Origin of the sequence: Nonomuraea gerenzanensis, from assembly GCF_020215645.1 — a bacterium.
GTDB lineage: Bacteria > Actinomycetota > Actinomycetes > Streptosporangiales > Streptosporangiaceae > Nonomuraea > Nonomuraea gerenzanensis.
Window position 1 is genome coordinate 3,519,916 of record NZ_CP084058.1, and the last position, 13,299, is coordinate 3,533,214.

Annotated in this window: 15 protein-coding genes; 12 read left to right on the forward strand and 3 right to left on the reverse strand. The window is 66.5% G+C overall.

Annotation, left to right across the window (positions count from 1 at the left end):
- Positions 1-5: 5 nt before the first annotated feature.
- The 10 genes from LCN96_RS16735 (at position 6) to LCN96_RS16780 (ending at position 9,417) form a co-directional block, all read left to right on the forward strand.
- Positions 6-734 (forward strand): protein phosphatase 2C domain-containing protein, encoded by a 729-nt coding sequence (locus LCN96_RS16735; RefSeq protein ID WP_225273557.1) that lies wholly within the window; start codon positions 6-8, stop codon positions 732-734.
- Positions 731-1,135: a hypothetical protein gene (locus LCN96_RS16740; protein ID WP_225273558.1), complete on the forward strand. Its 405-nt coding sequence runs from the start codon at positions 731-733 to the stop codon at positions 1,133-1,135. The genes LCN96_RS16735 and LCN96_RS16740 overlap by 4 nt, the downstream gene beginning before the upstream one ends.
- Positions 1,132-1,581: a hypothetical protein gene (locus tag LCN96_RS16745; RefSeq protein ID WP_225273559.1), complete on the forward strand. Its 450-nt coding sequence runs from the start codon at positions 1,132-1,134 to the stop codon at positions 1,579-1,581. The genes LCN96_RS16740 and LCN96_RS16745 overlap by 4 nt, the downstream gene beginning before the upstream one ends.
- Positions 1,578-1,748 (forward strand): hypothetical protein, encoded by a 171-nt coding sequence (locus LCN96_RS16750; protein WP_185112800.1) that lies wholly within the window; start codon positions 1,578-1,580, stop codon positions 1,746-1,748. Before LCN96_RS16745 ends, LCN96_RS16750 begins: the two co-directional genes overlap by 4 nt.
- Complete coding sequence (locus LCN96_RS16755; protein WP_225273560.1) at positions 1,726-2,058, forward strand: hypothetical protein; 333 nt, start codon at positions 1,726-1,728, stop codon at positions 2,056-2,058. The genes LCN96_RS16750 and LCN96_RS16755 overlap by 23 nt, the downstream gene beginning before the upstream one ends.
- 87 nt (positions 2,059-2,145) lie before the next feature.
- Positions 2,146-2,796 (forward strand): hypothetical protein, encoded by a 651-nt coding sequence (locus tag LCN96_RS16760; RefSeq protein ID WP_225273561.1) that lies wholly within the window; start codon positions 2,146-2,148, stop codon positions 2,794-2,796.
- Entirely contained in the window at positions 2,793-4,397 is a 1,605-nt protein-coding gene (locus LCN96_RS16765) for a DUF3560 domain-containing protein (protein ID WP_225273562.1), read from the forward strand. The genes LCN96_RS16760 and LCN96_RS16765 overlap by 4 nt, the downstream gene beginning before the upstream one ends.
- 414 nt (positions 4,398-4,811) lie before the next feature.
- Positions 4,812-5,984, forward strand: a complete 1,173-nt coding sequence (locus LCN96_RS16770) for a hypothetical protein (RefSeq protein ID WP_225273563.1) — start codon at positions 4,812-4,814, stop codon at positions 5,982-5,984.
- A 113-nt stretch (positions 5,985-6,097) separates the two neighbouring features.
- Positions 6,098-6,292, forward strand: coding sequence for a hypothetical protein (locus LCN96_RS16775; protein ID WP_225273564.1), 195 nt, complete (start codon positions 6,098-6,100; stop codon positions 6,290-6,292).
- Positions 6,286-9,417: a DNA cytosine methyltransferase gene (locus LCN96_RS16780; protein WP_225273565.1), complete on the forward strand. Its 3,132-nt coding sequence runs from the start codon at positions 6,286-6,288 to the stop codon at positions 9,415-9,417. The genes LCN96_RS16775 and LCN96_RS16780 overlap by 7 nt, the downstream gene beginning before the upstream one ends.
- A 734-nt stretch (positions 9,418-10,151) precedes the next feature.
- Here LCN96_RS16780 and LCN96_RS57415 read toward each other — a convergent pair.
- Both LCN96_RS57415 and LCN96_RS16790 read right to left on the reverse strand, forming a co-directional pair.
- Positions 10,152-10,625, reverse strand: coding sequence for a DUF2690 domain-containing protein (locus LCN96_RS57415; RefSeq protein ID WP_404823971.1), 474 nt, complete (start codon positions 10,623-10,625; stop codon positions 10,152-10,154).
- 333 nt (positions 10,626-10,958) lie between these two features.
- A complete protein-coding gene (locus LCN96_RS16790) occupies positions 10,959-11,270 on the reverse strand; it encodes a hypothetical protein (protein ID WP_225273567.1) in 312 nt (103 codons plus the stop codon).
- 115 nt (positions 11,271-11,385) lie between these two features.
- Here LCN96_RS16790 and LCN96_RS16795 point away from each other — a divergent pair, with 115 nt between their 5' ends.
- Both LCN96_RS16795 and LCN96_RS16800 read left to right on the forward strand, forming a co-directional pair.
- Complete coding sequence (locus LCN96_RS16795) at positions 11,386-11,661, forward strand: hypothetical protein (protein ID WP_225273568.1); 276 nt, start codon at positions 11,386-11,388, stop codon at positions 11,659-11,661.
- Between the two features lie 90 nt (positions 11,662-11,751).
- Positions 11,752-12,018 (forward strand): hypothetical protein, encoded by a 267-nt coding sequence (locus LCN96_RS16800; RefSeq protein WP_225273569.1) that lies wholly within the window; start codon positions 11,752-11,754, stop codon positions 12,016-12,018.
- A 27-nt stretch (positions 12,019-12,045) separates the two neighbouring features.
- Here LCN96_RS16800 and LCN96_RS16805 read toward each other — a convergent pair whose 3' ends face one another.
- Entirely contained in the window at positions 12,046-12,903 is an 858-nt protein-coding gene (locus LCN96_RS16805) for a helix-turn-helix domain-containing protein (RefSeq protein ID WP_225273570.1), read from the reverse strand.
- Positions 12,904-13,299: the final 396 nt, after the last annotated feature.

A 13,299-nucleotide genomic window follows, 5' to 3' on the forward strand; every position in this document is an offset into this window, starting at 1 on the left:
ACCTCATGCCCCTCATGTACGTACCGGGCGTCGCCCGCGTCTTCTACGACAGCATCCAGAACAGCCGCCACGCCCAAGCCGACTACGTGGCCGTGCTCGACGGCTCCTGGGCGCTGGCCGTCGCGGTGTGCGACGGCGCGGGCGACGACTCCGACGCGGCCGACGCCGCCCAGATCAGCGCGCAGATCGCCGCGGCGGTCACCGGCTCCACCAATAGCGGTGTCCAGGGCCTGCACACGGCCCGGACCCACCTGCAGCAGCGCAACGAGGACGCCCCTCCCGGGCAGGAAGGCATCACCACGGCGGTCGTCGCCGCGATCACCCCCGGCTTCCTCGACATGGCGTGGGTCGGCGACTCACCCGCCTGGGCGGTGCGCCTGGACGGAAGGGTCATCCCGCTGACCGTCCCGTCCTGCCACCCCTGCGGGAAGCCGTGCAACGTCGAGGAGAAGCACGAGGGCGAAGGCACCTGGCCGCACCGGCTGCTCACCTACACCGACGACTACGCCCGCATCATCCTCGCGTCGGATGGCCTGACCGCGCACCTGCCGCTCGCAGGCCGGGCCGACCACATGAACGCGATGCTCGACGAACTGGCGCGTATGGCCGCGCCGGACCTGGCCGGCGAGTACGTTGCGGCGTCTCTGCTCGACCTGGCCAGACGAGGCCGCGGCGGCGACAACACGACGATCGCCGTGATCGACCTTCTGGCGCACGAAGGCGAGCCCGCGTGACGAGCACCGTGATCGGGCTGCTGCTCGCTGCAAGACCAGCCTGGGTCACCCGCGTGCAGCTCCGGACGGCTGACGACGGCGACAGCTTCGACACCCGGCACCTGACGGCCGCGCTGACTCTTGGCGACGGCGACAACGACACCGAGATCTCCGAGGTCGAGGAGTACCCCGCCGCCCGCCTCATCGTCGGCCGGCTGTCGCACCCCGGCGACCGGCCCCGCAACGAGTTCGCAGCGGCGCTGCTCAGCCACTACTTCCCGCCCGCCGCCAACCGGTGGTGGCTCAACATCCGCGGCGGCGTCATCATCACCGGCCTGTGCCAGTGCGGCGCCCCCGCAGACCTTCCCAACCCCGTCTACGACACGGCACGCGTCGTGTCCGCACTGAGAGGCACCCGATGAGCAGGAGAACCAGGCCCGCCATCAACCCGAACACCAGCCACAGCGTCATCACAACGAAGGCACGGGTCTGCGGGTGGGCCATCGAGCCCGGCGAGACCAGCGACGACGGCACGACGGAGCTGATCCTGACCCGCGACGACTGGAAGATCGTCGTGGCGTTCCAGGGGAGCACCGCCCTGGCGGCCGCCCTGCAGTACCCCGGCCGGTCGAAGCCCTCGGAGCTGATCGGAAGCGAGCAGTTGGCCCGCTTCCTGCGCGGCAACCGAGAGCAGATGGGGCGGTTCCGCATCGACCAGCGGGTCCTCGTCGGCGTCCAGGCCGGGACGGTGAAGGACATCAGGCCCGACGACGAGACGAAGGTCCGGCTCATCGTCCGCTACGACGGCGGCGCTATGGGCGACCCGTTCACCACGCACGTCCGCGCCGAGGGCAAGGCGGCGGTGTGACCTCGCGCGCAACACCCGTCAAGGCCGCGGACGTCGTCAAGGGTCGGGACGGCTCGTACGTCGTGCTGCGCGTCCGCGAGAACGGCGGCCTCATCAAGGCTCGCCACTCGGCCACCAACACCATCTGGCACCTGGAGGTGAGGGATGGAGCCTGGGCCCGTATCTGAACTGGCCATCCCGTCCCAGGCGGTCGAGCCCGACACGATCGCACTCGAAGGCGTCCTGCTCAGCCCGGACGAGCCGAACGCCCTGGTGCGTGAGGGCGTGATGGTCTGCCCGTACCCCGACTGCGGTACGGCGGACCGCATCGTCGAGCTTGACGTCGCCACCCGCACCAACCAACTGCAGATCGTCGCGCCCGGCGAGATCACGGCGGGCACTGGCGACGGCACGTACGAGACCGACGGCTACGAGTGCGAGGCGTGCTGCCGCCGGGTGAGCCTGCCGGACGGCTACGAAATCGTCTCCTGGGACTGATCTATCCACACTGGCCCTGCCATATGGCAGGGCCAGTAGGTCAATAGCGCTACCGCAATTAGTCAACTGAACAGGGAGAACGCCACCATGGCGACCACGAAGAGGGGCCGACGCCGCCCCGTCACGCAGGCCATGAAGGACCGCAGCGCAGCCAGCCGCACCGCGGCGCGAGAAGCGCTGCACGCCTATGCCGTGCTGTGCCTCAACGACCCGGCCGAGCTGGAGCAGTTCCGGTCGATCGCCGCGAGCATCGGCTGGAAGCTCGACCCCGCCAGCGACGACCCCGGCTACTCGCTACAGAACGCGCTGCTCCTGGCCGCGCAGCGCCGACCGCTGACCCACTGCGGCGGCTTCGACTACTGGATCAGCCAGGGCCGGTGCGTGGCCGAGGGGGAGAAGTCGCTCGACACGTTCCGCCACATCGGCCGGAAGAAGACCGACGAGGAGAAGGCCAGGGAGAAGGAACTGGCCGACGACGGCTGGCAGTCCTCCAAGCGCGGGCCCCGCTACTACGTGAAGAAGGGCACGTTCGACGTCGCCCAGACCGTGCCGCGCGAGCGGTGCCCGCACTGCGGCACGGCCCCGGCTGGCGAGGACGACCGCACCACGCAGTGCCCGCCGGACTGCGCCGTGTTCGTGCCCCGGCCCGTGTCCAAGCCGCCCCGCGTGATCGTCGTCGAGCTGCTGCAGGCCCAACTCCTCGACGGCGACGAGGCCGAGGGCGAGGCCGACCAGTGATCACGATCAGCCACACCCACGAGGAAGGCACCCTCGTGGACGGCACCGTCAAGGGCGACGGCGCCTGGGAGATCCTGCGCAAGCACGGCTTCCACTACTTCCGGTCCATCGGCATGATCGGGATCCGCCAGTCCCGGGACCAAGTGGCTAAGCGCTGGAAGATCAACGGCGCGGCTGACGCCCTGCGGGCGGCCGGGTTCGAGGTCACCGTCGAGATCGACGACACCCCGCGCGACCGCGCCCAGGTCCTCGCCGACCAAGCTGATCGGCTGGACGACCGGCGTGACGCGCTCGCGGCCAAGGCGCAGCGCCACGCCGGCAACGCGGCCTCGGCCGCCGACCGGGCCAACCAGCTCTCGGAGCGGTTCGCGGGCGGGCAACCGATCCTCATCGGGCACCACTCCGAGCGCGGCGCTCGGCGCGACCAGAAGCGCATGGACTCCGCCATGCGCAAGAGCGTCGAGGAGGACCGGACCGCGCAGGAGGCCGCCCGCCGAGCCAACGCGGTCGGTCGCCAGGCTGCATACTCTGCTCGGCCGCGCGTCACCGCCCGCCGGATCCAGCGGCTGGAGGCGGACCTGCGGCGGGTACAGCGCAACCTCGACGGCTACACGCGCAGGCACCTCCGGCACGACGGCACGCCCTACTACATCGACGAGCAGCCGCCCGCGAGCGGCGAGTACCGCGAACAGCTCCTCGCGCAGAAGGACCACATCGAAAACCAGCTCGCCTACGACCGGCAGCAGCTCGCCGCCGCCACCGGGCAAGGTGAATTCGTCGAGTGGGGCAAGCACAACATCCACGTCGGCGACCGCGTATGGGCCTGGGGATACAACGGGCTCGCCCTCAAGACCAACCCCACCACGGTCAAGCTCGACTTCCGGGACCACTGGAAGCCGAAGGTCAAGTACACAGACGTGGCCAAGGTCGAGTGCCCGCACGGCGACGAACCCACGGTCACCGTCCCCAACAAGCCCGCGCGCGCCCGGCCGGCGGCGCCGAAGGTGAACGTGCCGAAGCTCGACACGGACAAGCTCAAGGCCGCAGCGAACGTGGCCGACAGTGTGCGCGTCGGTCGGGACCGCGAGGCGTTCGTGTCACCGCCCGCCGTGGTGGACACCCTCATGGACCTGGCCGACATCTGGCCCGGCATGACGGTCCTGGAACCCTCGGCGGGCACCGGGAACATCGCACTGGCGGCCGTCGAGCGGGGCGCTGTCGTGGACTGCGTCGAGATCGATTACAACCTGGCGACCGTCCTGACCAGCCGCGTCCCCGGCGCGAACGCCGCCTCTGTCCGTGACTTCCTGGACGTCGATCCGACCGAGCGCGACGGCTATGACCGGATCGTGATGAACCCGCCGTTCTCCGGCGGCAAGGACATCGCGCACGTCACGCACGCGCTCGGCTTCCTCAAGCCCGGCGGGCGTCTCGTCGCGGTGATGGCTGCCGGGGTGCTGCACCAGAAGTTCAAGGCAGCCGAACGGTTCCGCGCCCTGGTCGAGGAGCGCGGCGGCTGGTTCGAGGAACTGCCCGAGGGGTCGTTCGCCCCTGTGACCGGCATCAACACGGTCGTCGTGGTCATCCCCGCCGAGCAGTAACCGCCACTTCAAGCCCCTGGCCTGGCCTGCCCTCGCCGGGCCTTCTACTCGCCCCCGTCTCCGCCGTCGCCAAATCCCCCGTCTCCGCTTCTCCCGCCCCTGTCGTACCCCGCGCCTCCGTCACGATCGGCACTCCCGCCTTGACCGGCACCTGCGTCCGGGAAGTCACGAAACACGTACGCGAGGAGTAGACAGATCAGGAAGATGCCGAGCGAGAGACCCCAAAGCCCGTCCGCGTCCCCTTTGACCGTCAAAAAGAGGACGAAACCTCCCATAAACGCCAAGATGAGTTGCGTGCTCGGGCGCACGACGACCTCCTTGTTTTCCGAGAAACCTCACCTTTCTCTTTGAAAGCAATGAAGTCAATACACCCCATTTTTCGCGGCGCAGGACGGGGGCCTCTCCGGAGACCCCGTGAAGATCATCTTTTCGTACGGGCTCGGCCTGGACTCGACGGCGATCCTGCTGCGGTGGCTCACCGAGCCCGCGTCGCGCTGGTTCGACCTGCGGGACCTCGTGGTGGTGACGGCGCAGACGGGGGACGAGTGGGTGGAAACCGCCTACCTCGTAGAGCAGCACATCTATCCGCTGCTCGCCCGCCACGGCGTTCGCACCATCCAGGTCGCCCGCGCCGGCCGCCGCCAGGCGGATGGCATCGTAGTCCTCGACGACACCACCCACCCGATCCTCTGCCTGACCTCAGCGCCAGGCGCCTACCGGCTCAGCGAGGAACTGCTGTCGGTGGCGACCGTGCCCCAGTCCGGAGGGGTACGCAAATGCTCGCTGAAATTCAAGGGCTGGGTCCTTGACCAGGTCATCGCCCAGATCGTCGGCGACGAGGAGTTCGTCCACGTCATCGGCTTCGAGGCAGGCGAGGCCAAGCGGATGATGCGCGACATGCCGCTCGGCCCCGGCACGCGGATCCCGTCCTACCCGCTGATCGAGTGGGGCTGGTACCGCGACGACTGCGAGCAGTACGTCCTCGACCAGCTCGGCGTGAAATGGCCCAAGTCGGCATGCGTCCAGTGCCCCTACGCATTTTCGCTGGCAGAAGGCCGTGACCGGACCATCCCGCGCTACCTGGCCAACCCCCATGAAGCGCTGCTCGGCCTCACGATGGAGCACCTGGCCGTCGCGGTGAACCCGCGCCAAGGGCTCCTCGCTGGCCAGCAGTTGTACGACCTCATCGCCTCGAACCCCGACAGCGGGCCGCTGCTGGACCTGTTCGAGCAGCACCTTGACCGCATGCCGTGGGCGATCTACGACGTGCGCCGCGCCATGGCGGCCAAGCCCGACGACGCGATGGCCCGCGGCCAGACCCACCGGTCGCTGGAACTCCTCGTCGAGGGCACCCGCGCCGACATGCTTGCCCACCTCGACCGGGCCGCGTACCTGCTCGGCCGCGAGGTCGAGACGGACGGCCGCCACCACCGGGTGTGGCTGCGGACCCGGAACCTCTACTACCCGTGCGTCGAGCACATCCTGACCGCCGCGCCCGCGCTGGCGCACGACAAGACCTATCGCTCCTTCGAGACGGCATGGCTGGCCGGGCTCAACGGGCCCGCCCAGCTCTCCCTCTCGTTCTAACCCCTCGCAATTCGCGAAAGGCAACACCACAGATGAACCGCCACTCCGCAGTACCCCCTGCCCAAAATCACTCCGCAAAGGCGCTCGTCAAAGCGAACCGAGCCCTGCGGGCCGTGTCCGTGTTCTGGTCATTCCCCGGCCGCTACGAGGCGGTCGTCACGGCCACCGGCCGCATCATCTACCGCCAGGTCCCCGAGATGATCCGCATGCCGCTCCTCATCGAGGGCGAGCTGGCCAAGGCTGTCGCGCAGACCCGCGCCGCGCGGGCCGCCGTCGAGGAGTCGTCCCGCAGGGAGTCCGGGTGCTGAACCGGCTCTTCCCCGACGACATCGACGTTGTCGAGATGTTCGCGGGCGGTGGCGGCTCCGGGACCGGGATCGCCGCCGTCCCCGGCACCAAGATTAGGTTCGCCGCCAACCACGCTAAGCCCGCCAAGTGGACGTACGTCGAAAACCACCCCGACGTGGACTTCTGGCTCGGCGACGTCCAGCAGGCCGACGCCATCGAGAAGTTCCCGTACGCCAGCTTCTTCTGGGCCTCGCCGGCCTGCTTCGTCGCGGGCACACTCATCCTCACCCGTCGTGGCCTCGTTCCGATCGAGGACGTCCGCGAAGGCGACGAGGTGTTCACCCACCAGCGCCGCTGGCGTCTGGTGACCGGCACCATGAGCAAACTTGCTCCCACCGTCATCGTGTCCGGCAAGGGCTTCCACCAGGGCATCGAAACCACTGCCGAGCACCCCTTCTACACCCGGAAGCGAACCCGGACCTGGGACAACGACGCCCGCACCTACCGATACTCCGTCGCCGAAGAATCCGAATGGACCGAAGCGAAGGACCTCGGGCCGGGCATCTGCTGGGCGACCCCGACCGACTTCGGTGAAGCGCTGCCGGTGCCGGAGGTCGGCGGGCGCGGCATGAAGTTCACGCCGGAGTTCTGGTGGATGGTCGGCCGGTGGGTCGGAGACGGCTGGCTACGAGCTAAGCGATCAACCAAACTCGACCCCAAGCCGCGCCGACGCTCCCAACCGGCTGGATCGCCGTGCGTGATGTGCGGCGGCAAGACACGACAGCACGGCAAGAGCACCACGGGCCGTGTCCGACTGTTCTGCTCGGACACGTGCAGGCGAGCCAGTGTCCGCCGCAACCCTCATCACGGGCGGTACGACCTGGCCATCACCTGCGGCTACCACGAGGTGGAGGACCTGGCCCAGAGGCTTCACGGCCTCGACGAGCTGACCTGGAACCGAGGCCGAACCAAGACCGCCGCCCGGTTCGTCGCGTCACACCGGGGCCTGGTCGAGTGGATGGCCGAGCACTTCGGGCAGCACGCCCACGGCAAGACCATCCCCGCGTGGGCGATGACCATGCCGCGAGCGTGGCGTGAGGCGCTGCTCGACGGCTACCTGTCGGCGGACGGCACCAAGGACGCGAAGTACACCAGGGCGTCCACCGTGTCCAAGAAGCTGGCGATCGGCATCCGGATGCTGGCCAACTCCCTGGGGCACGTCGCCAACCTTGGCTACCAGTCCGCCCGCAAGCGGCAGCGCGTCATCGACAGGAGGGCCGTCAACGAGCGGCCGACGTGGACCGTGTCCTGGATCACGGCCGGGCCGCAGCGCTTCCAGTACACCGAAGCCGAAGGCCACCGCTGGTCGAACACCCACCACCCGGCCCCCACCGGCCGCCTGGAACTGGTCTACAACATCCACGTCGCCGACGACGAGTCCTACGTCGCGGACGGCATCACCGTCCACAACTGCCCCGCGTTCTCCACGGCCTCGGGCGAGACGAGGTATTTCGACAAGGAAAACCAGATGGCCTTGTGGGCCGACGACCTGGACAACCTGACCGAGCACCAGAAGACCCGCATTCGGTCCCGGGCGCTCATGGAGGAGGTCGTCACCTACCTGCGCCACTGCCAGGAGAAGCACGGCAAGCCCGTGCTCGGGTTTGGCGTCGAGAACGTCGTCCAGGCGAGGTTGTGGGCGCACTGGGACCGGTGGATTCGCGAGCTGCGGAAGCTCGGCTACATCATCCAGATCCACGCCGTCAACGCCGCGCACGTCCAGGGCCGCACCACGCTGCCGACCCCGCAGTCCCGCGACCGGATGCTCATCTCCGGCATCCACGAGTCCGTGGGCCGGACGCCGAACTACCGCAAGTGGTTCGACCCGTACGCGTTCTGCCCCCGCCACGGCGGATGGGTGCAGGCCGTCCGCGCGTGGAAGAAGCGCGGCACCGACATGGGCGTCTACGGCATCAAGAACGGCCAGTACGTGTGGGTGTGCCCCGAGGTCGCCTGCCAGGGACAGCTCATCGAACCGCCCCGTCTACCGGCCGCGTACACGATCGACTGGACCGACCTCGGCACCCCAATCGGGTCCAGGAAGAAGACCAAGAAGAAGCCCGAGGGCCTGGCCCCGAAGACGATCGCCCGCATCCGCGCCGGAGTCGAGGAACATTGGATCAAGCCGTTCATCACGCCCGCTGGCGGCACCTGGAACGACGGGCCCAGGGGAGTGGACGAGCCGATCCCCGCGCTCACCACGCGCGAAGCCAACGCGCTCGTCGTGCCATGCGAAGGCCGGGACGGGAAGGTAGCGCGGCCGGTCAACATGCCGAAGCGGACCAGCACCACCCGGAATGAGGACGGCATCGCTTTCCCCCCGGACGCGCAGCCAGGCGTGTTCCCCTCGTTCCTGTCGCTGATGCGCTCGGGTAGGCCGCGTAACACCGACCCGACCACGGACCCGCTGGCGACCCTTGTCTCGAACGGCTCCAACCACGGGCTGGCCACTGACCCGGCCTTCAAGGACGACATGTTGCCGCTGGTGTTCCCGTTCCGGGGCGGTGGCGACGAGTTCAAGTCGAGGCCCGCGTTCGAGGACCCCGCGCACGCGGTCACGGCCGGCGGCTTCCACCACGGGCTCGGCGTCCCTCCCGGTTGGCAGCCGCCGCCAGCGCTGATCATGCGGAACAACGGCTCCAAGGGTGATGGGCGTGAGCACGTCACCCCAACGAGCGAACACATGCGCACGGTCACCACGACCGGGCACCAGTCGCTCGTCACCGCGCCGCCCGGCCTGCCCCTGCCCGAGACGCTGCTCATGGCGTACTACGGCAACGGCCGCACGCAGAGCGTGCACGAGCCCATGGGGACGATCCCGACCCGCGACCGGTGGGCGCTGCTCACCCCGGACGGCCAGATCGACGTGTCGTCCATCCTGTTCCGGATGCTTCGGATCCCGGAGCTCCAGCGGGCCCAGTCGTTCCCGGACCGCTACGTGTTCGTCGCCGACTCCGCCCGCGACAAGGTCAAGTTGATCGGCAACGCGGTCCCACCGCCCATGGCCGAGATCCTGACATGCGCCCTGATCGAGGCGTTCCTGGGCATCGAGCTGTCCAGGTTCGATTACGACGTCGCAGCTTGAGCGGCTAACGCAATTCGGCTCTGCCCCGCGCGGGCAGCCCCTTCGCCCGGAGATTGTCACGGTGCACGCGCCGCCGTACTCGGCGCTACCGAGCATTCGATCGGGTCCGAGAGCGCATCCACGCGGGCCAGCTCAGCGGGTTCATCGACCGATCCTCCGCGAATCACGTCCCGGAGGATTGGATGTCAACACTTGGGGATACCCGTAGGTGGCGCCTCTCCCGGTTTCTTCGGTAGGTCCGTGTAGAGGTCCGATATCCAGCTGCCGTTCGTAAGCCGATTCCACACCGGCCAGGGCTTGGAATATCGACTGGGGTCACCTTCTGGATCGGAAAGGGAATCTCCATTCCGTTCCTGGCATTCGACGTAAATCACGGCGCCTTCCGGCAAATGCTCGGGACTGCCTCTGGAGGAGTCGGTCCTTGGCTGTGTATGCGTATATAGACCTTTACCTTCGGTGTGTGAGACGGTTGTCGCCCGTGCCGTACCAGAGGATGAATGTTGGCCAGAGTCCTCGGGCGTTGGTTGGGCACTCTCTGCGTCGTTCCTTGCAGGAGGGGAGACTGATCTATCTTCCGCCCACCTCTGAACGAGGGGGGCTCCAAGCGACGCCCCTCCAGCGATGAGGGCGGCGATTAACGCTGCTCCCCCAGTGATGACGGCGGCGATCAGTACCGCCCGGTTTGCGGGTGATTTCAATGTCTGTTTGTCGCTTTCTTCTGACATGAAAGTCACTTAGATGCATGGTGCTGTACGCGAGTAACTAGGACTACCGGCCTGTAAGGCGACGGCGCAGTTGACTTGCCTTCCGTCGATCATAGGCGTGTGCTTCCAGGCATACCGGTCGCCCGGACGGGTGCCGATCTTGCCGCTGGATGGGTACCACACCGAGCCCAGTGTGTAAGGGTCCGTGTCTTGGATGAAGACGTCTACAGGTTCGATGGATCCAGAATAGATCCGCACTACCGCCCAGTTGGCTGCACAGGACGGGGAGTAGTGTTCCTCGACTCGACCTCCGTTTGCGCCGAACTGGAAGTATTCGACGGATACTAGACGATCATCGGCCGCGCAGTGAGTCGTGTACGGGTCTTTCCATTCGCACGTGGCGCCGCGACAAGGCGTCGCTTGGGCTGAAGCTGGCACCTGCGACAGAGATGTGCCGACTAGCACGACAAAGGAGAGGATGGACATCTTTGTCCGTTTGTGCATTGTTTGTCTCCCGGTGATCGGTGCCCTGCATGCGCCAGAACTACAGGGTAGCCAGCGACATAGGTCTATTGGGCGCAAATGGTGCACCAGTTATGCTTTGCCGCTCGCTCTTCGACTGCGACTGACCTCTGACGTATATGCGCATAGAGGCTTTCACCTGCAACATTTCGTCACAAGAATGGCCAATACAAGATCTGCAATGCATGTCTGTGTGACGCCTTTCACACAAGCATGCATCGTGCGGCCCTCTGCCTCGTTGAGCAAATGATCTATCGCAACCTGCTCACGCGTCCGGTGTGGACAAGCCGACTGCCATGGCTGCTCAGAGTTGCCTCAAGTCTGGAACTGGTGGGACTGCGACGATTTCGACTGCCTGTTCGTCGGCGGATCGACCGTCTGGAAGCTGTCGCCGGCGGCGGCCGTGCTCGCGCGCGCCGCGTGCGCTGCCGGGCTGTGGGTCCACGTCGGCAGGGTCAACTCGTTCAAGCGGATACGGTACGCCGCGGCGGCCATGGACGCCGACTCGGCGGACGGAACGCTCCTCGCCAACGGGCCCGACAGCACCTGCCCTCCGTTCTGGGGTGGACGTGGCAACTGCTGCTTGAGGAAGCGCCGTCGCTGCTTGACGCGCGCGAGCTGGTGCACGAGCCGTATGACGGCTGATACGACCTCGCATCCGCGCGCGGCCACGGCAGCACCGCGCACCCCCGCCCCCGCTATCGAACCCGTACAACTCACCCTGATCTGAAAGGGGCTTCTGATGCACGTCATGTGTTTCCACTGCCGCGAACCGCTCGACCAGTGCAGGCGCACCCTGCTGCAGGACGCCACCGACAAGGCCGTGGAGGAGATCGGCTTCGCCGCGCTCGTCGCCGAGTCCGACGAGGGCCAGGCCGTGCAGGTCGTCTCCGCGTGGGACGCCGCCCGCGCGATCAACAACCTGGTGGACCTCATCGTCGCCCAGAACTACGGCATCGACGTGGACGAGGCGTATGAGCGAGCCCGCGCGCTCATCGAGGAGACCGCCTGTGCCTAGCCGCAAGCCGGCCCGGACCCCGAAGCCGAAGATGTACCAGATGGCGACCGCGTGCAGCCCCGCCGCGCATACGGCATGGTCGGTCGAGTCGTGAAGGTGATCTACCGAAATAGGCCCGCCTTCTTCGGCTACCTCGTGGACTTCGGCGACCACCAGCGCGAGCTCGCTGGGACCGATGTCGTTGAGCCGCCTCGGCTGCTGCTGGAGGAGTACCGGAAGTGGCAGGACGACTACCTCGGCTGGGAGTACATCGCCCTCCTCGATCACACATCAGTCGATCGGCGTCGTCGCCTCGTGGAGAACGGAAAGGGCACACAGAAAGAGCGCCTTCTCCATACCTGCGGATCAGCTAACTAGGGGAGCAGCTCCATGCCATCGCCGCATTCAAGCTGTGCCTTCGATCGGTCGACCCTTCTCGGGCATCGCCTGCAGTGCTGTCAGTAGCTTGGCGGGGTCCGTCATGAGAGTCGGATTGCGTTCCATGTGAATTAGCTCTTGCATTGTGAGATCACGCACGATTACGATGCTTCCCGACTTAAGTACGAGAAGTGACCCGACCATGATTACGGCTCGCTCCTGTCCTTCTAGCGACTGGATCAAGCCTGCTACGGCTGCCGCCTTTTTCTCGTCAACCTGTGCTTGTGGCAGTTGAAGACCTTGGAGTCTCGCTGCCTGGTGAACCTCCTGCACGATCTCCTTCGCGATATCTGATGTGGCGACGTTCTTGGCTCGGCCGAATACTTGCCGGAACCAGGAGCCTTTCATGGCAGGAGGCGAGTTCATCTCCTCCAGTCCAAATGTCGCCATCAGCTCGAACAGCGCCTGTTCGGTGGACTGGTAAGTAGTCTCGTCTCCGAGGTAGATGGAGATCGGTAGGAGCGCAGGGTCGGCAGCGTCGGCGAATATTGTATGATCATGTAGCGCTGCCCGATATATGGCACGCTGAGCATTGGCTAGTTTGCTGGCACGTACACGGCCAGGCCTCCTGGCCGTCTTTGCAAGCTCCGCGAGCTCGGCTAATTTGTCCTCCGGAATTGACATAAAGTCGGCGAACGCCAAGAGGTCTACTTGGGCTAAGTAAGTCTGAGCGGTCTCAATTCGAGACACCTTGTCGACGGACCACTTCAAAGCCATGGCGACATCGTTCTCGGTCATCTGCAGCTTCTCGCGAATGGCGCGTAGTTCGCGGCCAAGCTGGATCGAAAAGGCATTTGGTACCCTCGACGGTCCGCCCCCAGTCACCTGTCTCTCCTTGCTGCCGTTGGTTAAGTGTTTCAGATTAGATCTCTTGATTTGGTACTCTTCGCGGTCAATCTAGTGTGGCTCATCGGCCTAGCCAGAGCGGCAACTCAGGGGTAAGAGTCTCGTTCGTGGTCCCGCCTGCGTAGACCCGTGCCCGCGCTGGTCCTGTCGGGCCGTGCGTGCAGGTGAGAGCCGCGCCAGCCTGCGGGCAGCAGGTTGGCGCGTCATCGCGCAGAGACGGCCCCGGTCCGGTTGGGACCGTCCATCCCGCCCGCGACAGATCACCGGCAGCGAAGGCATTCCCCGCACACAGTGGGAGGCAGTGTAGCCGCCGGAGTTGCGCGTCTGACGCAAATGATGTGTCATATGCGTCAGGCGCGTGCCATGCGGTGTCGT

What these genes read in the sequence shown, in the direction of transcription:
- LCN96_RS16795 (WP_225273568.1), top strand. Translation starts at nt 11,386, where the DNA reads ATGCACGTCATGTGTTTCCACTGCCGCGAACCGCTCGACCAGTGCAGG.
- LCN96_RS16755 (WP_225273560.1), top strand. Translation starts at nt 1,726, where the DNA reads ATGGAGCCTGGGCCCGTATCTGAACTGGCCATCCCGTCCCAGGCGGTC.
- LCN96_RS16760 (WP_225273561.1), top strand. Translation starts at nt 2,146, where the DNA reads ATGGCGACCACGAAGAGGGGCCGACGCCGCCCCGTCACGCAGGCCATG.
- LCN96_RS16745 (WP_225273559.1), top strand. Translation starts at nt 1,132, where the DNA reads ATGAGCAGGAGAACCAGGCCCGCCATCAACCCGAACACCAGCCACAGC.
- LCN96_RS16735 (WP_225273557.1), top strand. Translation starts at nt 6, where the DNA reads ATGCCCCTCATGTACGTACCGGGCGTCGCCCGCGTCTTCTACGACAGC.
- LCN96_RS57415 (WP_404823971.1), bottom strand. Translation starts at nt 10,625, where the DNA reads ATGCACAAACGGACAAAGATGTCCATCCTCTCCTTTGTCGTGCTAGTC.